Below are 22,556 nucleotides of genomic sequence, written 5' to 3'. Positions count from 1 at the left end.
TGCGCCTTAGTCGCGGCGGGAGGCGGCCTGCTGGCCTGGTCATATTTGGTTGCGCGTGCAGCCAGTAAAGGATAACGATGTTTTTTCGCGGAATGTTCGATGGCCCAGCAGCTGGTGGGGGCGGGGAATGGCATTCTGGTTTGGGTGGTACACGGTCCGACTCTGGGCAATTGGTGACGACGCAGTCTGCACTGTCTTTGACTGCGCTACAAGCCTGCGTTTCGTTGATTGCCGAGAGCATTGCGCAACTTCCGCTTGAGCTGTACCGACGTACCGGGGACGGTACACGCCTGCCTGCCCGGGATCATTCCCTGTACAACATTCTTGCTTCTACGCCGAATGGTTGGCAAACGCCGTTCGAGTACCGGGAGCAGAGTCAGATATTGGCGGGTTTGCGAGGGAACAGCTTCAGTTTGATTGATCGCAACAGCGACGGGTCGGTTGCGGCGCTGTATCCGGTCTACCCGGAGCGCATGCAAGTTTTCAAGGGCGCCGACTTGATGCCGTACTACCAACTGGACGGCGGCGAGTTGATGCCACAGCGCATGGTGCATCACGTACGGTGGCTAAGTTTGAACGGATATACCGGACTTTCACCGGTGTTGCTGCATGCGAATGCGGTGGGCCATGCGCAGGCCATTCAACAGTACGCCGGCAAGTCTTTCGCCAACGGAACTGCGTTGGCCGGAGTGATCGAGCGGGCGCGAGAAGCACCTCCGATCAAGGACCAGGCCGCAATTGATCGGATTGTCAGCGATTGGGAAACAAAATTCGGCGGCAGCGGTAATGCAAAGAAGGTCGCCTTGTTACAAGAGGGCATGACCTTCCGCGCGCTCTCAATGACGAATGCTGACGCCGAGTTGATCAGTGTACTGAAGCTAATGGCGCTGGACATCGCCAGGATATACAAGGTGCCGCCGCACATGATCGGCGAATTAGACAAGGCGACCTTCAGCAATATCGAGCATCAGGCGATCCAATTTGTAATTTACACGTTGCTTCCTTGGATTCGCCGGCACGAACAGGCAATGATGCGCGACCTGCTGCTACCCAGCGAGCGCGCGGACTATTTCATCGAATTTAACGTCTCTGGTCTGCTCCGCGGCGATCAGAAATCCCGATACGACGCCTACGCGATCGCTCGTCAATGGGGCTGGTTGTCTGTCAACGATATTCGACGCTTGGAGAATCTGCCACCGATTGACGGTGGCAACGTTTATTTGCAGCCCCTGAACATGCTTGACGCCAGGGCAGCCCCCAGCGACAAGACCCTGCCAACCAAGGCACAAATCGCAGAAATAGAAGGAATCATGCAATGAGAGACTACTTCCGGACAGCCGGCCTGATATTCAATCAGCCTCTGATGGTCCACGAAGGAATGCTTGACCGGGCGGCACACTGGGCGAACCAGGTGATGAGTCTGAATATTGTCAATCTTAGCGTTCAAAATGGCGATGCCAAGATGATGGATGACGACTATCGCAACAGCGCCGATACTCGTGCAGCGCGCGCGGAAGAGCAGCGGCGGCAGGCGATCGCGTCCACAGGCGTGGCGGTCATCCCGGTGCATGGTGTGCTGGTAAGCCGGGGCACGCAGATGAACCCCTGCGAAACCATGACGAACTATGAAGACCTGCGCACGCAGCTGAACCAGGCACTTGCTGATCCTGCTGTTGAGCATATCGCGTTGGATCTGGATTCGCCCGGTGGAAGCACCAGCGGAGCCTTCGAGCTTGCAGACGACATCTTTGCCGCCCGGGCGATCAAGCCAATTACCGCAATCGTCAATTTCAACGCCTATTCAGCCGGATACCTGATCGCGGCGGCAGCCTCGGACATCGTCGCCAGCCGTACTTCAGGAGTCGGTTCAATCGGCGTCATTGCTAAACATATTGACATGTCCAAGCGCCTTGAGCAGCAAGGCGTCAAGGTGACAACTGTGTATGCCGGCGCGCATAAGAACGATCTGACGCCGAATGAACCGATTTCGGATCAATCGCTGGCATTCCTGCAGGATCTGGTTCAAGGATATTACGAGCAATTCGTCAACGCTGTGGCGCAGTATCGCGGCTTGACCGTCGACGCCGTTCGCGCGACAGAAGCTGGTGTGTTCTCTGGCCAGCGCGGAATTGATATGGGCTTGGCGGATCGGATCGAAACGCCGCAGGCAGCCGTCAACCGTCTGGCGACCTCAGTTCAGCAACGTCGAGCCGACCGCGCACCCCGCACCAAAATTGCCGCACGGGCCTCCGCAATGGCCATGCAAATCAAACTTTAACCGCGTTCGCGGGAAAAGCAACCAAGCCGCCTACGGGCGGTTTTTTCATTTCAGGAGTACTACATGTCAAAAGTAAATGAGTTACGCAGCGAACGCGCCAAGATCAATGACGCTGTTCAAGCCCTGGCCTCGATCGAGAGCGCCGGCGGCCAATTGTCGGTGGAGCAGCTGGCCGAGTTCGGCGTGCTGCAAGCGAAATTCGGCGAGATTACCGCGCAACTGGATCGCGCGATCGCCGCGGAACGTTTGGCGGCAGTGTCTGCGGTGCCGGTGGATGCGCCGACCAATCCGGCAGCGCCGGCACAGGGTCCACCGGCTTACGCTGCAGTACCTAAAGCAAAAGAATTGCCAGGCGCTAAAGTTGCGCAGATGGTCCGTGCTCTGGCTGCCGCTCAGGGCGACGGCCGGCGCGCCGCGCAAATCGCAATCGACCGTGGTTTCGGTGACGAAGTTGCCATGTCACTCAATACGCTGACACCGGGCGCAGGCGGCATCCTGGTTCCGCAGAACCTCTCCAGCGAAATCATCGAGCTGTTGCGCCCGAAAGCAGTCGTCCGCCGGCTGGGTACTCGCACGATGCCCCTGAACAACGGTAACGTGACGATCCCGCGCCTGAAAGGCGGCGCGATTGTTGGCTACATTGGCTCAGACGCCGATGTTCCAGCGTCTGAGCAAAGCTTCGGCGACCTCAAATTGAGCGCCAAGAAGCTGGCGGCATTGGTGCCAATTTCCAATGACCTTTTGGCGTACTCGGGTTCTAACCCCAATGTGGACCAGGTAGTTGTCGGCGATCTGACTAGTGCCCTGGCAACGCGCGAAGACAAGGCTTTCATCCGAGACGATGGCAGCGCAGATACGCCGAAGGGGCTGCGCTTCTGGGCATTGGCAACAAATCTGATTCCTGTCTCAGACGGCGCTACGGTGCAAAAGGTCGATACGGACCTGAGCAAGGCCATTCTGGCGCTGGAAACCGTGGACGCCAATCTCACGACCCCGGGTTGGATCATGGCTCCTCGCGTGTTCCGCTTCCTGGAAAGCCTGCGTGACGGCAACGGCAATCGTGTGTATCCGGAAATGGCTCAGAATCAGCTGAAGGGTTATCCGGTCGGAAAGACCACTCAAGTGCCGACAAATCTCGGCGCCGGCGCCAACGAGTCCGAAATCTACTTTGCCGACTTCGGCGACTGCTTCATCGGCGAAGACGAAACGCTGATGATCGACTATTCGAAGGAAGCGTCTTACGAGGATGGCTCCGGCAAGACCGTCAGCGCCTTCCAGCGCGACCAGACTCTGGTCCGCGTGATCGCCAAGCACGATTTTGGCCCGCGCCATGTGGAATCGATCTCGGTGCTGACGAAAGTCACCTGGGGCTCGTAATCATCGATTGCCCCTCGTTGCCGCCGGGTTCGCCGGCGGCAGCTTTCTCAACGTAGCAAAAAGTCAGGAGTAGGACATGGCAGATAAGAAAATCGTTACCTTCGTAAAGGCATGGAAGGCCTACAGCCCAGAAGATGTGGCCGGCTTCGATGAGGCCACGGCGGACGCGTTGATCGACGGTAAAGTTGCAGTCGAATTCAGCGATCAAAGCAAGAGCAAGGATGCAAAATCGCAGAAGGACCAAAAGGGCCAAACCGACTCCAAGGATCAGAAGTAATTCATGGCCGCCGCCCTGTTGAAATGGATTGACGAGGAAGAGCCCGTCACGTTTGAGAAAGTGCGGGCTCAATGTCTCATCGATGACGATGACGAAAGCGACAAGCAGTTTATCGAAGAGGAAATCATTCCAGCTGCGCGCCAGTTGGCTGAAACGCGGACCGGATCGGCGATTCGGAAGGGCTTGTATCGAGAGACCCTAAAGGTGATGCCTTCGGGGGACTTCACGCTATCTCGGGGGCGTGCTACCAAAATTCTCAAAATTACGTGTGGCGGTGCAGAAATCGATGTTGGTGGCTTTCTGCTGCTGGATATTGGCGGCGACATTGTCGTGTCTCCTACGTCTGGGAATTCCGGCACCGGACCTGTGTATATCGACTTTGAAGCTGGCATTGACATAGCGGAATATCCAACAGTGAAGCAATGGATTTTGCTGGCATGCGCATGGGCGTATGAGCAGCGCGAACTGTTTTCTGCAGGTCAGGCATTCCAGCAGATGCCGGCGTCTTACGTTGATTCGCTATTGCAACCCATTACTACGTCGCCGAGGTTCTGATGCGAGCAGGTCAGTTGCGGCATAAGTTGGTGATTCAGTCACCTCCCGGGGGTAAAGACGATCAGGGCGACCTCCAAACGGAATGGCGCGACGTATTCCGTCCTTATGCGAAGAAAGAGGATCTGAGCGGGCGAGAGCTATTTGCCGCTCAGTCCGCGCACAGCGAAGTAACCACACGGTTTCGGATTCGGTACCGGCCGGGCGTGCGCGCCGAAATGCGCGTGGTCTGCGCTGGGGTGAAATACAAGATTATTGCGGTGCTAGATCGCGATGGTCGCAAACGCGAACTACAGTTGATGTGCTCGTCCGGGTTGGTCAATGGCTAAATTCGAATGGCAGGGGTTTGATAGTGTCGAAGCCAACCTTAAGAAGGTTCCTCAAATCGTCGGGAATGCACTTAGATCGGCAGCGAACGCCGGCGCCACCGTCCTGAAGGATGAAGTCATTGCCCGGGCGCCTGAATTTAAGGGGGTTCTTAAATCGGCGATCTACCAAAAGCATATCGATGAGCTATCGAGCAGTGATCGGCAGGTATATATCGTCTCCTGGCGCAAGGGGAAGTCTGATGTCGACGCCTTCTACGCCGCATGGGTCGAGTACGGCCATTGGTATGTGCCTCCAAAGCTGGCGGGGGTATCAACCAAAGCCCATCGCGCGGCCAATCGCAAGATTTGGGTTGAAAAGCATCCCTTCCTAAGACCGGCATTCAGCGCGAAGAGAGATGCTGCACTGAGCGCAATGCGCGTTAAGTTGGCCGCGAACGTTCGCGCAGCCATTGCGGAGATTTACAAGTGATCGAAAAGCAAATCATGGATGCCCTGGAGGGTGTTGCGGCCGGTGGCATCTATTTCGACAGTGCACCCGAGGGGACACCACTTCCCTACGTGACCATTTCTGGCGTGGGCGGCAACGTCATCAGCTTTCTCGAGGGCCGAGCCCGTGAGAGGAACCCGCGCATTCAGATTGACGTCTTCGCCGCAAAGCGGTCGGAGGCAAACAAAATTATGGATGCGGCCGCTGCAATTGTCTGTGACGGCGTGTTGAACGCGGAACAGCTTGGAGAGCCATTCAGTGCTTTTGATAACTCCGTTGCAACGTATCGACGAAGCTGCGATTTCAGTTTTTGGTGTCCGGCGTAAAACTTGCGCAACCACTATCCAGACCACCTTCTCGGTGGTCTTTTTATTTGAAAGGTAAAAATCATGTCTGTAAAACTGCCGAATGGTGCAACAGTCTCTATCGCTTCCGCCTACGCCGCCAGCAAGGCAATCTCTGCAATTACAAATGCGGCCTCAGCTGTCGCCACGCTGCCAGATGGTCACGGCGTTGTCGTCGGGGACATTGTCGAAATTTCATCCGGCTGGTCGAAACTGTCCGGGCGGATTGCCCGTGTCAAAGCTGTCGTCATCGACGATGTCACGCTGGAAGGCATCAATACATCGAACCTGGAGCATTTCCCTACCGGCGCCGGAACAGGCTCGCTGCGGGTGATTTCCAGCTGGACGCAGATCACGCAGATTCTGGAATTTGCGTCGGCTGGTGGTGATCAGCAGTTCGCCACCTATTCGTTCCTTGAGGACGATGATGAGCGGCAAATTCCTACCGTGAAGGGTGCGTCGTCATTCACCCTGTCACTCGGCGACGATCAAACGCTGCCATGGTTTGACGTGATCTCTGCCGCTGACGACGACCGTGAGCCTCGCGCCATCCGGATCCAGCTTCCGTCGAAGGCATCGATTCTCTACAACACCTACGCGACGCTGAACAAGACGCCATCGCTGGTAAAAAACTCGGTCATGGCGGTGAAAGCGAGCTTTTCACTGGTTGCGGCCGTGACTCGCTACGCCACCACGACCTAAGCTGCTGCGCCGCGCCATTCAACTACACAAGGAACATAGATGACGTTCAAATTGAATCCAAATCCCACTTTCAAGGCGAAAGTGGACATCCCAGTGCCAGGTGACAAGAAGCAGTCGATTGAGTTCGAGTTCAAGCACAAAGACAAGGACGCCTTTAAGGAGTTCATCGGCACCATCGAAAAGCTGAGCGATGTCGACACCATCTTGGCCATTTCGGTTGGCTGGTCGGGCGTCGACGCCGATTTTTCACCAGAATCTGTCGCGCTCCTAGTGAAGAACTACCACGCTGCGGCACAGGCAATTTATCGCAAGTACGCCGACGAGCTGATTCAGGGGCGGCTGGGAAACTAAGAGCCCTTGCCCGGGGGCTCTACGAACAAGGGCCGACTGATGCCGAGTTAGCCGCATTTGGCATGACGCGAGACGATTTGAGCGGTGACTTTATCGAGATATGGCCGGACAACCTGCAAGCGTTCGAGGTTTTTCGTGCCATTTCTACGCAATGGCGGGTCGGCCCGGGCGGCGCAGTCGGGTTGGATTACAACCTTCTCCCTTTTGTGTTCCGGCTTCAGGGCATTCAGGAGGAGCGGCAGTCGGACCTGTTCGAGGACATCAGAGTTCTCGAAAATGAAGCATTGGTTGTCATGCAAGAACGATAGTGCTCCCGTGCGACAAATCAAACGCCACCTAGGGGTGGCACTCAATTAGGTGAAATATGGATGAATCGCTTGGCAGCATAAAACTGATGGTGGAGGCAGACTCCAGCAATCTGAGTGCTGAGTTGGTCAAAAGCGGCCAATCCGTCAAGCAATTCGAAACGACAGCGACCCAGTCCGCTGGCGCTTCGGCAACCGCGTTGGCGTCGATGGGCGAGGCGGCGCGGCAATCCGCCGACGTGATGTCGGCTGCGCAGAAGCGCTTTGTTGAGTCGCTCCAGCGGAATGTGGCCGCGGCAGAGGGTGGCAAGATCGCCGGCCTTGAACTTAAGGCCGCCCAACTTGGCATCGCAGACTCGGCGGCACCACTGTTGGAGCGGTTACGCCAAGTCGAGGCCGCTCAAAAAGCAGCAAATACAGCTGCCGGCGATCTCGCATCGGGTTACACAGCGGCAGGCGGCGCCGCTGCCCTGTTCGCCGAATCCGAGCAAGCCGCGGCGTCGCGCATCAAGGAAATGGTAAGTGCCTCTGTTGAGAAAACGAAGGCGCTGCAGCAGGAAATCGAGGCATCGCGGATCGCGGCGACAGCTTCGCGTTCACTAGGGGAGGTCGCGCAGTCTTCCTCCTCTAGCATCGCGGCACAGAACAAGCACTTCCAGGACACGGCGAACCAGGTCAACGAAGTCAACGCCGCGCTGAGTTCGATTGGAAAGGGCGCCAGTTCATTTCAGAGATTGCAGACGCAGACGGATAAGCTGGTTTCGCTCTGGTCGCAAGGTCGTATTACTGCCGAGCAGTACGATGCCGCCGTCAAGAAGCTGGATGCGTCGGAAGCCGTCCTGAACAAAACGACTGCCGATGCAACCGCAAAGGCAGATCAGTTCATTGCCAAGTTGAAGGACCAGGCTGCGACGGCCGGCATGTCGACGAAGCAGTTGCTGGAATATCGTGCCGCGCAACTTGGCGTATCCGGCGCCGCGACGCCATTCATCGAGCAGATCGCTGCCGGCGAGAAGGCGATGCACGGCTTTAGCCTGGAAACCGGCGCCGCGCGGCGCGAACTGGGGGTGATTATCCGGGAGCTGGCTTCGGGCAACTTTGGGGGCGCTTCTCGTTCGTTCTCGATCTTCGCTGAACGCAGCGGATTGATGACGACGCTGCTGTCGCCGGTGGCATTGGGCATTGGAGCCGTGACGGCGGCGTTAGGGGCGTTCGCGGTTGCCGCGTACTTGGGCCACGAAGAGCAGACTAAGCTGAACAACGCTTTGATCTTGACGGGAGGCTATGCCGGCAGCACCGCCGGCCAGCTGCACTCACTTGCCGGCGACGCCACGGCGTTCGGCGGTAGCATAGGTGTAGCCAAGGATGCGGTGTACCAGCTGGCGGACAGTGGAAAATTTACTTCGGACCAGATTGGACTGATTGCATCCGCCGCAGTCCAAATGCAAGACGCGACCGGCCAGGCAATCGATGTCACTATCGGGCAGTTTGAAACCCTGGCGAAAGAGCCGGCCAAGGCCATAGTCGAACTCAATGACAAGTATCACTTCCTGACGCTGTCGGTCTATGACCAGATTGTGGCCCTAGAAAAACAGGGTGACATGCAGGCGGCTGCGACCTTGGCAGAGGCGACCTATGCATCTGCCCTTGAGACGCGCACCGCGCAAATCCGGAGCAACCAGGGATCTATTATGCGCGGATGGGCCGATGTCAAGTCTGCGGCAACTTCGGCTTGGGATGCAATGCTCGGCATCGGGCGCACAGAAACGCCGGAAGAAAAAATCGGCAAGATCCTTGAAAACTACAAGTACACGGTCGCAAACAATCCTAATCTGGCCGGCAGTGACATTGCCAAGCGCTATCGGGAGCGGACAATTGCGCAGCTTACGCCGCTGTACGGTGAAAAGCTTGCTGCCGACAAGAAGGCACAGGAGGAATCGGACAAGGCGCAGGCGGAGAGCGCAAAAATTTCGGCCAGAAATTGGCTCGATAATTTCAATACCGAGTTCGCCACGCAGGCCGAGAAGCGCCAAAAGGAGATCGACAACTACACCGGGCGCGCAAACATGCTCGGAGTGTCCGGCGAGGATCAGGCGGCAGCCATTGCGAAGATCAACGACAAGTACAAGGACAAGAAGACTGGCAAGGGGCGCTCCAATGAGTATGGGCTCAATTCCGAGATCAAGGATATACAGGGCCAGATTCAAGAGCAGGAGCGCGCACTCAAGCGGTCAACCGACGCCATCAAGGCGCAGTACGACATCGGGTTGCTGGATACCCGGCAGTATCTTGATCAAGACTACGCGGCTCGGAAGGAGGCGCTGTCGAAGGAAATTGTGCTGGCGGATCAGCAGATCGAGGTGGCCAAGCAGAAAAAGAGCGGCGTGGCACTGAAGGAAGCCCAGAATCTCAAGAAAAAGCTTCAGGACGAGGAAACAGCGGCCGACGAGAAGCACCTCAGCGATGTGACAGCGTTGGGGGTGAAGCAAGCCAACGCGGTTGCCGCGTTTTCTGCCTCCCTGGTTGCCTCATACCAAACGCGCCAGCAGGCAGTCAATAACCTGATTGCCGGCGCCGGCCTCGGAGACGCCGCGAAGGAGGAACTCAACCGTCTGAACGGCGTGCAACAGGAGTTTGACAAGGCTGCCGAGGCGCTGCGCGCATCGAAGGAGAAAGGCGAGGCGCATGGCGGCATCAGCGCGTCGACATATGATCAAGAGCTGGCGATCCTGCAAGCGAACCTCGACAAGAGGGTAGAGCAGGAGCGGCAAGCCACCAAGGACATCAGGGCGACGCAAGAGAACGGTTGGAATGGCGCCACTGCGGCGATGGACAACTATTTAGACAACGCGGCCAACGTCGCAGCCCAAACGAAATCGCTGTTTGAAAATTCATTCAAGGGCATGGAAGACGCGATCGTCAATTTCGCCATGACGGGGAAACTGAATTTCGCGGACTTCGCCAAGTCGGTGATCGCGGACATGATCCGCATCCAGGCCAGGGCAGCCGTTTCCGGATTGCTCAATTTCGCCGTCAGCGCGGCATCCAGCTATTTCGGCGGCGGTACGTCGTATGGTGGCGCCGACGGTGCTCAAGCCGCCACTGGTGGAGATTTCACTCTCAACCCACAGTTCAGAGCGGAAGGCGGCCCAACCGATGCCGGCGGTCTGTACCGCGTGAACGAGCGCGGGCCAGAACTGCTGACAATCGGCGGCAACGATTACCTGATGATGGGCAGCCAGGCCGGTATGGTGACATCGCATGAAAAATCCCTGGCTCCCGTTGTCGCCGGATTGACCGGGTCAGGATCTGCGTCGACCGCAGGCGTGCAGGTCAATGTGTACGTGCAATCCGATGGAAGTAGCGACGTCAAGGCGCCGGACGGGCTGCAGCAGTTCGGCAAAGAGTTGGGCGAGTTTGTCGATGCGCGCATTGGCAAGGCACAGCGCGACTCGCAGCGCCAAGGCGGTTCGCTTTGGAATATGAGAAACGGAGTAGCGGCGTAATGGCAAAGAAAGTGTTCACATGGCTGCCGAAGAACGAGGCGACCGGCACGACGAAATTCGATGTGCTTACAGCCAGATTCGGGGACGGCTACAAGCAAACGGCTGAGAACGGTATCAACAATCGGTCGGAATCGTGGCCGCTCACGTTTGTCGGGAACAAGGCGCGAATTATGGCGATCATGAATTTTCTCGATTCCTGTAGTGGGGCCAGAAGCTTCCTTTGGACGCCACCGCTTAGTGAGCAGATTCTTGTGAAAGCTGGAGGCTACACCAGAACGCCAAACGGGGGTGGCGTGTACACCTTGACCGTCACTTTTGAGCAGGATTTTCAAGCATGACGATCACGGCAGATATTCAGCTGCTGGAGCCTGGCGCCAAAGTACAACTTTTCGTTCTGGACGCCAGCGAGATCGGCGGCGATGCGCTCTATTTTCATGAGTACACGCAAGCGGGTCCGATCTGGTGGCAGGGCCAGCAGTACGCGCCTTGGCCGATCAAGACGGAGGGCTTTGCCAAAATCAGTTCAGGACAGCAGCCGGCGCCGACTTTATCTGTCGGAAACGTGGATGGTTCGATTTCGGCGCTGTGCATCTATCTTGATGACCTGGCCGGCGCGCGCCTCATTCGCAAAACGACGCTAGGCAAGTATCTGGATGCCGCGAACTTCCCCGGTGGGAACCCGGATGCCGATCCGAATGAGGAGTTCCCACCAGAAATCTGGTTCATTGAACAGAAAACTAGTGAAACGAGCGAGGTTGTCGAGTTCGAGCTTTCGAGCGCGCTTGATTTCAACGGGGTGAAACTTCCCCGGCGCCAGATAGTAGCGAACGTGTGTTGGTGGCTTGGCTGCGGCGGCTACCGTGGCCCGTACTGTGGTTACACAGGCGCTGCGATGTTCGACAAAGATGGCAACCCGGTTTCCGACCCCGCCCTAGATCGATGTGGCGGGCGCCTGTCGGATTGCAAGAAGCGCTTTGGGGAATTCGAAGTCCTCAATATTGGAAGTTTCCCTGCTGCTGATTTGATCCGATCATGAAGACATCTACTTTGCAAGCCATCAAGGCGCATGCTGTCGCCGAATACCCACGCGAGTGCTGCGGGCTGGTCATTGTGGCAAAAGGCCGCGAGAAGTACATCGCATGCCGCAATGCCGCCGCGGGGACGGAACATTTCATCCTGCCTGGTGAGGATTACGCGGAGGCCGAGGAAAAAGGCGAGATTGTGGCCGTCGTTCACTCTCACCCCGACATGCCGGCCGCGCCCACCCAGGCAGACCGCGTGGCCTGCGAGGCTTCCGGCCTGGCGTGGCACATTGTTGGTGTGGATAGCGTGGATGGCGCGCCGGCCGCCGGCGAGGTGGTGACAATTTCGCCCAGCGGCTACCTCGCCCCGCTGGTTGGCCGGGAGTTTTCGCACGGCGTGCTGGATTGCTATCAGCTTATCGTCGACTGGTACAAGCAAGAGCGCGACATTTCGCTGAAACAGTTCCATCGGGCCGATGACTGGTGGAATGATGGATCGAGCGACCTCTATACCGAAGGATTTCCACAGGCCGGATTCGTGGCGATCAAGGACGGAGACAAGCCACAGGTTGGTGACGTGATCCTGATGCAGATTCGCAGCAGTAACGGAGTGCCAAATCATGCGGGCATATACATTGGCGACGGTTTGATGCTGCACCATCTCCACGGCAGGCTGTCATCACGTGACGTGTATGGCGGCTATTTTCAGGAAGTTACCAGGGCGATTTTGCGTTACAAAGATGACATTGTTGTATGATTCCTCGAATTAATATTTTTGGGGGAATAATGCGGAAATTTATGGGGGTAATTGGGGTTGTGGCGTTTATGTCGGGATGCGCGACAACGCCGCCTCAACTTTCAGAGGTCAAAGTTGCTGCGCCAGATCGAGTGCTTGCGTTCCAGAGCAAGTCGGAGAGCGCATCGGCGAAGATCGTTGTTACGCGTGATACCGGGTATCTCGGAAGCGGGTGCTTTTATGCTCTTTCCATCAACAATGTGCTTTCCGCCCGGTTAGGAACTGCGGAGACCGCTAGTTTTTACGTTGAACCGGGTGAGTTGGTCCTGCGGGCTGGACGAGATCCGTCTGGCCGAGGGCTATGCGGTGCGGGTAAAGACGATTGGACCCAACGCGAAACGATCTTGCGACCAGGTGAATCAAAGTCGTTCCGGATGACGATTGATCAAAACGGCAAAACGGACATACAGCGCTCCGACTAAGCTGCGCAATACGCAGTACAAACAATTTTTGGAAACAAGAAGGCCAGCGAAATCGCTGGCCTTTTTTATTGGGCTATCAATGAGCGAACAACTTCGAACAATCCGGCTGTACGGAAAACTTGGAGCCCAATTCGGACGCGTCCACAGATTGGCTGTGGAAAGTACGCAAGAGGCGATCCAGGCATTGCGCGTTTTGCTACCAGGATTCGAACGCGAGATGATGACGAGCAGGGATCGTGGGGTTGTATATGCGATCTTTGTCGGCAAGAAAAACATCAATCAAGATCAGCTGGGCGATCCCACTGGGGGCTGCGATATTCGTGTTGCTCCCGTCATGGCAGGATCAAAGCGCGGTGGCGTTTTACAGACAATTGTCGGTGCCGTGCTAATTGTGGTGGGTGCCGTGATCAGCTTCTACGGTGGTGGTGCCGGCGCACCAATCATGCAAGCAGGCATGGCGATGATGGCTGGTGGTGTCATTCAAATGCTTTCGCCACAACAAAAGGGTGTGAGCGCAAAAGACAATCCGAACAACGGGGCGTCATACAACTTCAACGGGCCCGTCAACACAAGCGCCCAGGGAAATCCAGTTCCAAAAGGCTACGGTCGACTAATTGTCGGGTCCGCTGTGGCATCTGCAGGAATCTACGCACAGGATCAACTTTGATGGTATCAAATGAAATTCGCGGGTTTGGCGGGGGCGGCAAGGGCGGTGGCGGCGGAAGCGCGCCGACAGAATCGCCGGATAGTCTGCACAGCACGGCATACGCTAGGGTGCTCGATATTATCAACGACGGGGAAGTGCTTGGGCCCGCAAATGGACTCCAGTCGGTGTTCTTTAATGAAACACCGTTGCAGAATCCCAATGGCTCCATGAATTTCAGCGGCGTGACGATCGATTTTCGCCCAGGGACGCAGTTTCAAGATCACATTGCGGGTTTCCCAAGTGTCGAGAACGAGATCGGCATTGGCGTCGATCTGAAGTCGACGCAGCCGTGGGTACGTGCAGTCAATAACCTACAGTTATCCGCCGTCCGGATCCGGCTCGCAGTTTCGGCTTTGAGTAAAACCGATACGAGCAACGGCAATATCAATGGCTATCGTATCGACTATGCCATTGACGTTTCCACCGATAATGGAGCGTTTCAGCAGGTATTATCGACCTCGTTCAACGGCAAGACCACTTCCAAATACGAACGCAGTCATCGCGTAGCATTACCGCCGGCGTCGATTGGGTGGAATGTTCGTGTCCGGCGGATCACGCCCAATGCAAACAGCACAGCGGTTGCTGATGCCACGAGTGTTACGTCAATTACCGAGATCATCGACGCAAAGCTTCGATACCCAATGACCGCGTTGGTCGGCGTGCAAGTGGATGCGTCACAGTTTCAGAATGTGCCGACGCGCGCATATGACATGTATCTCAGCATCGTCAAAGTGCCAAGCAACTACAATCAAATTTCTCGGACATACGAAGGTATTTGGGACGGAACCTTCAAACCTGCTTGGACCAATAATCCGGCATGGGTCTTTTACGATATGGTGCTGAGCGACCGCTACGGCCTGGGGCATCTTGTGAGTCCGTCCCAGGTGAACAAGTGGATGCTTTACCAAATCGCCCAATATTGCGACGTGATGGTGTCTGACGGTAAGGGCGGTATGGAGCCGCGATTTACCTGCAACGTGCTGATTCAAACGCAGGCCGCCGCATACAAATTGCTGCAAGATTTGGCTTCGATATTCCGCGCGGCCTCTTACTGGGCCGGCGGTAGCATCATGACCGTGGCAGACATGCCGACCGACCCCGTGTACGTGTACACAGCGGCGAATGTCATCGATGGGAAGTTTGTACGTGTCGGCAGCAGCAAGAAGTCGCGTTTTACTGTGGCCTTGGTCAGCTGGAACGATCCTGCTGATTTTTATCGAGCGAAGGTCGAATATGTCGAGGATCGGGAAGGTATCGCCCGATATGGAGTTCAGCAAACTGAACTGACGCTGATGGGGTGTACCTCGCAGGGGCAGGCCCAGCGCGCTGGTAACTGGGCGCTGCTGACTTCGCGCCTCGAAACTGGCACGATTTCATTCAGCGTTGGTCTTGATGGCGCAGTTGCTGCACCGGGTCAAATTGTTCGCGTTGCGGATCCGCATCGAATGGGGCGCCGCAATGGCGGCCGGATTCGTGCCGCCGTCGGCCGCGTCGTGACTCTGGATAAAGCACCGGTGGTTTCTGTCGGCGACAAGCTGACCGTGATGCTACCGACGGCAGTGTCCGAAACACGAATCGTCCAGTCGGTGGCCGGGGATAATGTCACCGTAACAGCTCCGTGGTCTGTGTTGCCGCAAGCACAATCAGTGTGGTCGGTCGACAATATCGACCTAGTTGCACCAACGTACAGAATCTTGTCGGTAACGGAAAAAGATGGCCTCATCTATGAGATCACCGCAGTTCAGCACGAGCCCGGGAAATTTGCCTATATCGATAATGGCACACGTATTGAGACTCGTCCGGAAACAGTAATTCCGCCATCGGTGCAGCCACCGCCAGAAAATGTCCTGCTTTCAACGCATGAGGTCGTAAATCAAGGGCTGTCCTCAACGGTGATGACAATCGCCTGGGATGCCGCCGCGCACGCTGTGGCCTATCTTCCTGAATGGCGGAAGGATGATGGCAACTGGATCGCAATACCGCGCACAGGCCAAAGCGCTGTGGAGGTGCAGGGGATCTATGCCGGTCGATACACCGCAAGAGTGCGGGCGGTCAATCCGCTGGAGGTGAAATCGATACCCGCGTATTCGGTGGAGACGCTGCTTACTGGTAAGACTACGCCACCGCCGGTAGTGACTTCGCTGATTGCCACCGCCCTTGTGTTTGGTATTGGCCTGAGCTGGGGATTCCCCATGCAGGGGGCGTCAGATACGCAGCGTACCGAGATCTGGTACAGCCGCACACCCGATCGTGCAGACGCCATCAAGCTTTCGGATTATGCCTACCCGCAAAATTCCACTACGTTGATGGGCTTGGCCGCCGGCACATCGTTCTACTTCTGGGCAAAACTGGTCGACCGCTCAGGCAACGAGGGGCAGTTCTACCCAGCCGGTGCCGGCGTCAACGGGCAGTCGAGCAACGATCCGACTGAATACGAAAAATATTTTCTCGGGCAGATCAATGAGAGCGCTCTCGGCCAGGAATTACAGAGCAAGATCGAGATGATCGGAGATCTGCGCGACGAGTTGAACAACTACCCCGATGGCGCCGAAGTGTGGAACGCGATTGTGTCGCAGCAGAACGCCGCCGAAAATCTGGATGCGATTGCGGCAACGCAGATCATCGCAGCGATCGGTGCTGACAGTGCTACATCGATCGTGAGAACGGTGCTTGGTGCGAAGGTGGCTGAAAACGAAGCAAAGATTCAGGAGGTGGCAACCACCACTGCGGATGCGTTGGGTGCGATGGCAACGCACATCACCACGGTCGAGGCTACAGCCGGGCAGGCACAAGCAGCTGCTCAGCAGTCTCTCTCGGCCATTGCCAGTACGGACGGGAAGCTATCGGCCATGTACAGCATGAAGTTACAGGTACATTCGCCGACCGGCGCCACGTATGCCGCAGGCTTTGGGCTTGGGATCGACAACAGCAGCGGCTCCTTCCAGTCCCAGTTTGTGGTGGCGGCTGATCGCTTCGCCGTGCTGGACGTGAACGGCACCGTGAAGTTGGCGCCGTTCGTGGTTCAGGGCGGGCAAGTATTCATCTCTCAGGCGCTGATTGGCACTGGATGGATCACGAACGCGATGATCGGCAGCACGATTCAATCGACGGCAGTGAACAGCGCGACTGGGCAGCCGGTGTGGCTGCTTGACAAAGGGGGAACATTTCAAATGAACGGCAGTGGCTCTTGGGGGAGACTAACTATGGACTCACAGGCAATACGGGTGTTTGATGACAACAACGTCAAACGGGTTCAACTCGGAAATCTGAGCGTCTAATGGCAATCAACGGATTGCGATGCTGGGATGCGGCGGGCAACTTGATGGTAGATATTAGCGACCGGCTGGGACGAATTTTAGGCGTCCTCACAACCGGTGGAGTCGATGGATCGGTATCAAACAACGGCTTCCTGCAAGGGATGCCGTTTTTTGTCGTCACTGCCCTCGGCAACATTGGTTCTGCGGCGAATTTGCCGACGTCGGTCACAGTGAGTGGTAACACGCTAACTTGGCGATACCAATCCGTTGTTCCCGCTGATTGCATCATTCATTACGGGGTCTTTTAGATGGCAGATTATGGTTTGCAAGTGGTTGGGAGTCACGGCGTAATTCAAGTTGACCAGAATTATTTCAATCTGCAGTTTAAACAATCCGGCTGGGTGACGACCTCAAATGTCGCAAACAGCTACGTGGAGTTTTCGGTTTCCGCAATCAACCCGCTGATTGTCCTAAAGAGTCCCGATGCGGTGGCGACGATTATTGCAACAACGCGCAGTGGCAACACCTACACATACCGGATCGCAGCAGCTACAGCGACAACCGTGTACTGGTATTTGTTCGATTCGTCGGTGCCGACGCCATCAAATGGCTATGGTCTTCGAGTTTATAACTCGGCAGGGCAACTTACGTTCGATTCCGGAACACGGGCGCTCAAGATTTATAGCCTGCTATCCGATGTCAGCGTGGGTTCGGGAACTACGGGAGGGAAGATTGCCGATCTTCCAGCGGGGAATTGGGGGACGATTCTGACCAGGCCGAGAGTAACGGGAACGCCAGGTGCCAAGCCGATTTTGTCTCAGATGGCAGCGCGCGTAACGGCGACCGAGTTGTTTGTTTTTGCGACCTCGTTCACCTACGCGTCTGGAACCTCGGCTGTCTATAACGGGCAGTGCGATTTGCTGTTGGTTGATCTGACGGGAATCGCATAGCTGCCGTGAATTTTTAGCCACTTTTGATGCCACCTTGAGGTGGCTTTTTTTACGTCCAAAGGATTCATATGAGTTGGTACAAAGCTGGGAAGATCGCCGTGACTAACGGCAAAAGGGAAATTACCGGTACCGGCACTGATTTTGTCAACAACGTCAAATCTGGATTTGCATTTCTCGGGCCAGATCTTTCAGTGTACGAAATTGACGCCGTCACAAGCGCAACTTCGGCAACTCTGGCCGTTGCATATCGTGGAGCGACGGTTGCGAATTCTGACTACGGAATTTTTCAAACGCAGGGTATTCTCGCCGCGCTTTCTGCGCAGGTCGCTGACCTGATCGTTACATTTGGGCCGCTCAGAACGGCGTTACCGGATATGATTTTGTATGTCCAGCAAGCAGTCGCCGCGCAGAATGCCGCGTTGGTGAGCGCTGACCGTGCAGGGGCATCGGAGATTGCTGCAGGAAGCTCAGCTGCTTCGGCACTTGACTCGAAGAACTCGTCGGCGCAAAGCGCCGCTACAGCAAGCCAACAAGCTACGAGCGCTGTACAGTCGGCATCGAATGCGGCGAGCTCTGCAGCGGCAGCAACAGGCGCCGCTGCCGCGATCGGCTTTGGCCAGAATGTCGCAACAACGGCAGCGCTAATTTTTGGCTATTTTGGCGGTAATGTCCGCCAGGACAATAATGTTGTTGCCGTCCCCGATGGCACGATTGCACTGACTGCATCGGCAGTATGGTACGTCTCGGTGCAAGCAGATGGGAAGGTGGTCAGGAATTTGGCCGCCTACGCGTCTGGCACCTTTCCAATTGCGAGAGTATCAACCGGCGCTACAGCAATTAACTCAGTCACGGATACTCGTGCCGCAGCAACAATTGCTCCACTTGCAGGATTCAGAAATAAAATCATCAATGGTGACATGCGTATTGACCAACGAAACAGGGGAAATGCACAGACGATTCCTGTCAATGCAGTCACATACACTTTAGATCGATTCTGGGCGTATGCGACTGGTGCAGCGGTGACTGGCCAGCAAATTTTTGATACTTCAGTTTCTCCGAATCGGTATGCTTATCAGATCACAGGGGCGGCAGGTAATACAGCTGTCCAATATTCCCAACGCATCGAATCACAGAATGTATTCAAGCTTTGCGGAAGTAATGTGGTTTTTGGTGTGGATATGGCCAATAGCTTGTTGACGACAGTCACTTGGGCATTGGGGTATCCGACTGCTGTAGACAATTTCACTACGGTGATTCCTATCGCATCAGGAACATTTACTTTAACTCCTGCAGTGACGAGATTTTCGGCATCAGCACTGATTCCTCAAGCCGCTTCCACCGGACTTCAGTTGGCATTTACTGTAACTAATCAGACATCGGGGACTTGGAAAATCGGGGAAGTTTCTTTGGAGCCGGGAACTATTTTGAGCGCACCTGAATTTCGGCATATTCAGACAGAGCAGCAGCTCTGTTATAGATACTACCGTCGATGGCGAGAGACAACTTACAATTGCTGCGGTGGATCTCAATCTATTGCAGCTATTTTGCCCGTGTCCGTTCCGTTCCGGGTTGCAGCAACAATGAGCACCAACATGTCACCCGGAAATTATGCGTCCTCGGCACCTGGTGCGAACCAGTGGTCAATGGTGGCCGGCGGTGTTCAATACATCACCAACGGAGGCTCGGGACAAGTAAGTACGGCTGGCGGTGTTGATATTGCTCAATTCTTAACTTGGTACTCACCGGGTTTCAGCGCTGTCCCCAATCAGCTGAGTCTGGGGCCAAATATGTATATCGACGCTCAAGCAGAACTCTATTAGAAAGGATTGGTATGACGTACAAATTATCACTTTTGGATGGTTACGTAACGAAAGTAGACTCTAATCAAACCATTCCTTTTGCAGACGGAAACGCGGAGTACGCTCAATATCTCGAGTGGCTTTCCGAGGGCAATACACCGGAGCCGGCCGACGTGCCTATTGTTGCCTCCAATACGATAATCCTCGCCAAGATTTCCGAAATTGAGCAAACGCTTCAGCCACGAGCGACGCGCGAGTATTTTTTGAACGGCGATAAGACAAGGCTCCAGGAGATTGAGAACCAAATCACCGCGCTCCGGGCGCAACTGATTTAACTCTTTTCATCGCAGTAAACAAGCCACCTTCGGGTGGCTTTTCTTTTTTGAAGGAATGACATGCCAGAACCAACAAGTTTCGCCGCTGGAACGTGGTTGGCAGTGACGAAGTTTCTGTTACCGCTTTTGCCTGGTGCGGTGGGGTCGGCGGTCGCTCTCAAGTTTCTTGGAGAGGGGCTGAGCTGGTGGCAGAAGCTGTCAAGCTTTGCGGCCGGCCTTGCCTGTGCAATCTACATCGCACCGGTCTTGATCGAGTGGTTTGCGATCACAGGCAGCCGCACCCATTCCGGTATCGAATTTTTGGTAGGGCTTTTTGCGCTGGCAACGGCGCGGGAGCTATTTAAGGAAATCAACGAAGCCGACATTATCGGCGCGCTCAAGCGGCGCTACCTGGGAGAGAAAAATGATCCAGCTAATTAACACGGCAGCAAATCTGGTGCTGGTGGTCTTTTGCCTCTGGGCGGTGCTGAACAAGCGCCTTGATACGCAGGTCTTCGGCACCGCGGCATTGTCACTTGTGGCTATCACGTCGTTTGTGAACATCATGCGCCCGGATGCGTTCGGGTTCTGGGCAGAGCAATCCGAGGTGCTGTCAAATGTCGCGGTCGCCATCCTGGCCGTCTGGTTTTGGCTGCGGTGGCGCAAATGCAATTGCAAGGACAAAGAATGAAACTATCACCTATCCAACTCTCTACGGCGCTACTGATCCCGTTGGAACGTGCGACCGGCTGGATCGATGCCATCAACGCGGCAATGGTCGAATTCGGGATCACGACTCCGGCACAACAAGCTGCGTTCATTGCTCAGATCGGGCACGAGAGCGTTGCTCTGTCCCGCACGTCCGAGTCGTTCGACTATTCGATCCAGGGGCTTACGGCGCAGTTCGGTATGCGCATCGGCGCGAATGCTGCCGTCCTCGGGCGGCAGCCGGGTGAAAAGGCGGTACCGCTCGATCGTCAGGCGCGCATCGCGAACATTGTCTACGCCGGCAGGTATGGAAACGGTGATGCTGCGTCCGGTGACGGCTGGCGTTATCGCGGCGGCGGCTTGAAGCAAATCACCTTCCACGACAACTATGCTGCGTGTTCGGCGGCGCTGGGCGTCAATCTTCTGGTGGCGCCGCAGCTTCTGATCACCGACAAGATGCTGGCCGCCCGCTCGGCTGGCTGGTTCTGGCTCTCGATCGCTGGAAACTCTTACGTGGCTCGCGGCGACTTCGACGGGCTGTCGACTCGGATCAATGGCAAAGGTATTTCGGCGGACAGTTTGGAGGCTCGGCGCACGCGCTGGAAGGCATGCAAAAAAGCGTTGGGGGTTGTATGAATCTGCTGAATGAAATCCTGCCGTGGTGGGCGCGTTGGCTTGCGTTGACTCTGGCGCTTTTGCTTGTGTTCACGTTTGGCCAACTTCGCGGCGAGCGCATTGCCGGAGAAAAGCACATCGACTACGTGACGGCACAAGCCGAGCGATCCGTTGCGATTGCCAAGGCCCAGCAGGTCGTCGTCACGAAAACGCAGATCGAATACGTCGATCGCATCAAGACCATTTATGTAAAAGGAGATGAAATTGAAAAACAGATTCCGATCTATATCACGCAGGCTGACACTGCTCGGTTTGCTGTTAACGCTGGCTTCGTGCGGGTCTACGACGCCGCCTGGACCGGCGACGATCCCGGACCTGCCGCCGATTCTGACCGAGAACCCGCCGGCATTTCGCTTGCTCAGGTCGCTGAAACCGACGTCTTCAACGCTACGGCTTGCCGCGCCTGGCGAGACATAGCGACAGGGCTGCGCGAAAATTATCTGCGCCTGCAATCTGTCACGAATCAAACCAAGCAGTAAAAAGACAGAGCGCCCGGTTGGCTGCGCTAACAACCAATCGAGCCTCGATCCACTGAAAGGGCCAGTGAACTAAGCTAAGGCTCTGCCACCTCGCGAGGCGGGGGAATCTTAGCACAAAGAAAGTTCTAAATGGCAACTCCAATTATTCCTTGGTTGGGCGGAAAACGCCGCCTGGCCGATATTCTGTTAAAACGCTTCCCTTCCCATAGCTGCTACGTCGAGGTCTTTGCCGGCGGCGCCGCGTTGTATTTTCTGCGGCCTCCGGCCGACGTTGATGTGATCAACGATGTGAACGGAGAGCTGGTCAACTTGTATAGGGTCGTGCAGAATCACCTCGAAGAGTTCGTGCGGCAGTTCAAATATGCTTTGTCGAGCCGCGATGTGTTCAAGTGGCTGCAGGACACGCCACCGAAAACGCTGACTGACATCCAGCGCGCGGCACGCTTTTTCTACCTACAGCAGCAATGTTTCGGCGCCAAGGTTGACGGGCAGACCTGGGGGACTGCGACGACAGCACCACCGGTGAACCTGCTGCGCATCGAGGAAAATCTGTCGGCCGCGCACATGCGATTATCCAGCACGTATATCGAAAACATCGATTGGGCGGACTGTATTACCAGATACGACCGGCCACACACGTTTTTCTACATGGATCCGCCCTACTGGCAAACCGCTGGTTACGGCGTGGATTTTGGGCTGGAACAATACAAGCGTATGGCCGACTTGATGCGGACGATGAAGGGAAAGGCGATTCTCAGCATCAACGACCATCCGGACATTCGGGAAGTGTTCGGAGGGTTCCAGTTGGAGGAAGTGCGGATCGATTACACGGTCGGCGGCGGCGGCAAGGCGGCTCCGCGAACGGAGCTGATCATTTATAGCTGGGATCGCGACGCCGAACCTGCTGGGTTGTTTTAGAG

The 22,556-nt window shown here is 55.9% G+C and carries 26 protein-coding genes; all 26 read left to right on the top strand.

Features of this window, described 5'->3' with window-relative positions:
- The first annotated feature begins 77 nt into the window (after positions 1-77).
- The 26 genes from ACIPF8_RS19015 to ACIPF8_RS18890 all read left to right on the top strand — a co-directional run bounded on the left by ACIPF8_RS19015 (position 78) and on the right by ACIPF8_RS18890 (position 22,554).
- Positions 78-1,319, top strand: coding sequence for a phage portal protein (locus ACIPF8_RS19015; protein ID WP_400423966.1), 1,242 nt, complete (start codon positions 78-80; stop codon positions 1,317-1,319).
- Complete coding sequence (locus ACIPF8_RS19010) at positions 1,316-2,278, top strand: S49 family peptidase (RefSeq protein WP_400423964.1); 963 nt, start codon at positions 1,316-1,318, stop codon at positions 2,276-2,278. Before ACIPF8_RS19015 ends, ACIPF8_RS19010 begins: the two co-directional genes overlap by 4 nt.
- 63 nt (positions 2,279-2,341) lie before the next feature.
- Complete coding sequence (locus tag ACIPF8_RS19005) at positions 2,342-3,655, top strand: phage major capsid protein (protein ID WP_400423962.1); 1,314 nt, start codon at positions 2,342-2,344, stop codon at positions 3,653-3,655.
- A gap of 76 nt (positions 3,656-3,731) precedes the next feature.
- Entirely contained in the window at positions 3,732-3,932 is a 201-nt protein-coding gene (locus ACIPF8_RS19000) for a hypothetical protein (protein ID WP_400423960.1), read from the top strand.
- Between the two features lie 3 nt (positions 3,933-3,935).
- A complete protein-coding gene (locus tag ACIPF8_RS18995; protein WP_400423958.1) occupies positions 3,936-4,487 on the top strand; it encodes a hypothetical protein in 552 nt (183 codons plus the stop codon).
- Entirely contained in the window at positions 4,487-4,813 is a 327-nt protein-coding gene (locus ACIPF8_RS18990) for a phage head closure protein (RefSeq protein ID WP_400423957.1), read from the top strand. Before ACIPF8_RS18995 ends, ACIPF8_RS18990 begins: the two co-directional genes overlap by 1 nt.
- Positions 4,806-5,282, top strand: a complete 477-nt coding sequence (locus ACIPF8_RS18985) for an HK97 gp10 family phage protein (RefSeq protein ID WP_400423955.1) — start codon at positions 4,806-4,808, stop codon at positions 5,280-5,282. Before ACIPF8_RS18990 ends, ACIPF8_RS18985 begins: the two co-directional genes overlap by 8 nt.
- Entirely contained in the window at positions 5,279-5,626 is a 348-nt protein-coding gene (locus ACIPF8_RS18980; protein ID WP_400423953.1) for a DUF3168 domain-containing protein, read from the top strand. The genes ACIPF8_RS18985 and ACIPF8_RS18980 overlap by 4 nt, the downstream gene beginning before the upstream one ends.
- Positions 5,627-5,689: 63 nt before the next feature.
- A complete protein-coding gene (locus tag ACIPF8_RS18975) occupies positions 5,690-6,346 on the top strand; it encodes a phage tail protein (RefSeq protein WP_400423951.1) in 657 nt (218 codons plus the stop codon).
- A 39-nt stretch (positions 6,347-6,385) separates the two neighbouring features.
- Entirely contained in the window at positions 6,386-6,697 is a 312-nt protein-coding gene (locus ACIPF8_RS18970; RefSeq protein WP_400423949.1) for a phage tail assembly chaperone, read from the top strand.
- A 62-nt stretch (positions 6,698-6,759) separates the two neighbouring features.
- Positions 6,760-7,005, top strand: coding sequence for a DUF1799 domain-containing protein (locus tag ACIPF8_RS18965; RefSeq protein WP_400423948.1), 246 nt, complete (start codon positions 6,760-6,762; stop codon positions 7,003-7,005).
- A 56-nt stretch (positions 7,006-7,061) separates the two neighbouring features.
- A complete protein-coding gene (locus ACIPF8_RS18960; protein ID WP_400423946.1) occupies positions 7,062-10,508 on the top strand; it encodes a phage tail tape measure protein in 3,447 nt (1,148 codons plus the stop codon).
- Entirely contained in the window at positions 10,508-10,846 is a 339-nt protein-coding gene (locus ACIPF8_RS18955; RefSeq protein ID WP_400423944.1) for a phage tail protein, read from the top strand. The genes ACIPF8_RS18960 and ACIPF8_RS18955 overlap by 1 nt, the downstream gene beginning before the upstream one ends.
- Positions 10,843-11,544, top strand: coding sequence for a phage minor tail protein L (locus tag ACIPF8_RS18950; RefSeq protein ID WP_400423942.1), 702 nt, complete (start codon positions 10,843-10,845; stop codon positions 11,542-11,544). Before ACIPF8_RS18955 ends, ACIPF8_RS18950 begins: the two co-directional genes overlap by 4 nt.
- Positions 11,541-12,287 (top strand): C40 family peptidase, encoded by a 747-nt coding sequence (locus tag ACIPF8_RS18945; protein WP_400423940.1) that lies wholly within the window; start codon positions 11,541-11,543, stop codon positions 12,285-12,287. Before ACIPF8_RS18950 ends, ACIPF8_RS18945 begins: the two co-directional genes overlap by 4 nt.
- A 540-nt stretch (positions 12,288-12,827) precedes the next feature.
- Positions 12,828-13,415 carry a tail assembly protein gene (locus tag ACIPF8_RS18940; RefSeq protein ID WP_400424187.1) on the top strand — a complete coding sequence of 196 codons (588 nt, stop codon included), beginning with the start codon at positions 12,828-12,830 and terminating at the stop codon, positions 13,413-13,415.
- On the top strand, positions 13,415-16,732 hold the full coding sequence (locus ACIPF8_RS18935) for a host specificity protein J (RefSeq protein ID WP_400423938.1): 3,318 nt from the start codon (positions 13,415-13,417) through the stop codon (positions 16,730-16,732). Before ACIPF8_RS18940 ends, ACIPF8_RS18935 begins: the two co-directional genes overlap by 1 nt.
- Positions 16,732-17,019 carry a hypothetical protein gene (locus tag ACIPF8_RS18930; protein WP_400423936.1) on the top strand — a complete coding sequence of 96 codons (288 nt, stop codon included), beginning with the start codon at positions 16,732-16,734 and terminating at the stop codon, positions 17,017-17,019. Before ACIPF8_RS18935 ends, ACIPF8_RS18930 begins: the two co-directional genes overlap by 1 nt.
- A complete protein-coding gene (locus tag ACIPF8_RS18925; protein ID WP_400423934.1) occupies positions 17,020-17,661 on the top strand; it encodes a hypothetical protein in 642 nt (213 codons plus the stop codon).
- 68 nt (positions 17,662-17,729) lie between these two features.
- Entirely contained in the window at positions 17,730-19,481 is a 1,752-nt protein-coding gene (locus tag ACIPF8_RS18920) for a hypothetical protein (protein ID WP_400423932.1), read from the top strand.
- An 11-nt stretch (positions 19,482-19,492) separates the two neighbouring features.
- Positions 19,493-19,795 carry a hypothetical protein gene (locus ACIPF8_RS18915; protein WP_400423930.1) on the top strand — a complete coding sequence of 101 codons (303 nt, stop codon included), beginning with the start codon at positions 19,493-19,495 and terminating at the stop codon, positions 19,793-19,795.
- A 60-nt stretch (positions 19,796-19,855) separates the two neighbouring features.
- Positions 19,856-20,215, top strand: a complete 360-nt coding sequence (locus tag ACIPF8_RS18910; RefSeq protein WP_400423928.1) for a holin — start codon at positions 19,856-19,858, stop codon at positions 20,213-20,215.
- Complete coding sequence (locus ACIPF8_RS18905) at positions 20,199-20,465, top strand: hypothetical protein (RefSeq protein WP_400423926.1); 267 nt, start codon at positions 20,199-20,201, stop codon at positions 20,463-20,465. Before ACIPF8_RS18910 ends, ACIPF8_RS18905 begins: the two co-directional genes overlap by 17 nt.
- Positions 20,462-21,118 carry a glycoside hydrolase family 19 protein gene (locus ACIPF8_RS18900; RefSeq protein WP_400423924.1) on the top strand — a complete coding sequence of 219 codons (657 nt, stop codon included), beginning with the start codon at positions 20,462-20,464 and terminating at the stop codon, positions 21,116-21,118. Before ACIPF8_RS18905 ends, ACIPF8_RS18900 begins: the two co-directional genes overlap by 4 nt.
- Positions 21,115-21,636, top strand: a complete 522-nt coding sequence (locus tag ACIPF8_RS18895; RefSeq protein ID WP_400423922.1) for a hypothetical protein — start codon at positions 21,115-21,117, stop codon at positions 21,634-21,636. The genes ACIPF8_RS18900 and ACIPF8_RS18895 overlap by 4 nt, the downstream gene beginning before the upstream one ends.
- Before the next feature lie 129 nt (positions 21,637-21,765).
- Positions 21,766-22,554, top strand: coding sequence for a DNA adenine methylase (locus ACIPF8_RS18890; RefSeq protein WP_400423920.1), 789 nt, complete (start codon positions 21,766-21,768; stop codon positions 22,552-22,554).
- Positions 22,555-22,556 lie beyond the last annotated feature (2 nt).

Source organism: Collimonas sp. NPDC087041, assembly GCF_044745265.1.
GTDB lineage: Bacteria > Pseudomonadota > Gammaproteobacteria > Burkholderiales > Burkholderiaceae_D > Collimonas.
This window is presented reverse-complemented; position numbering and strand designations above follow the sequence as displayed.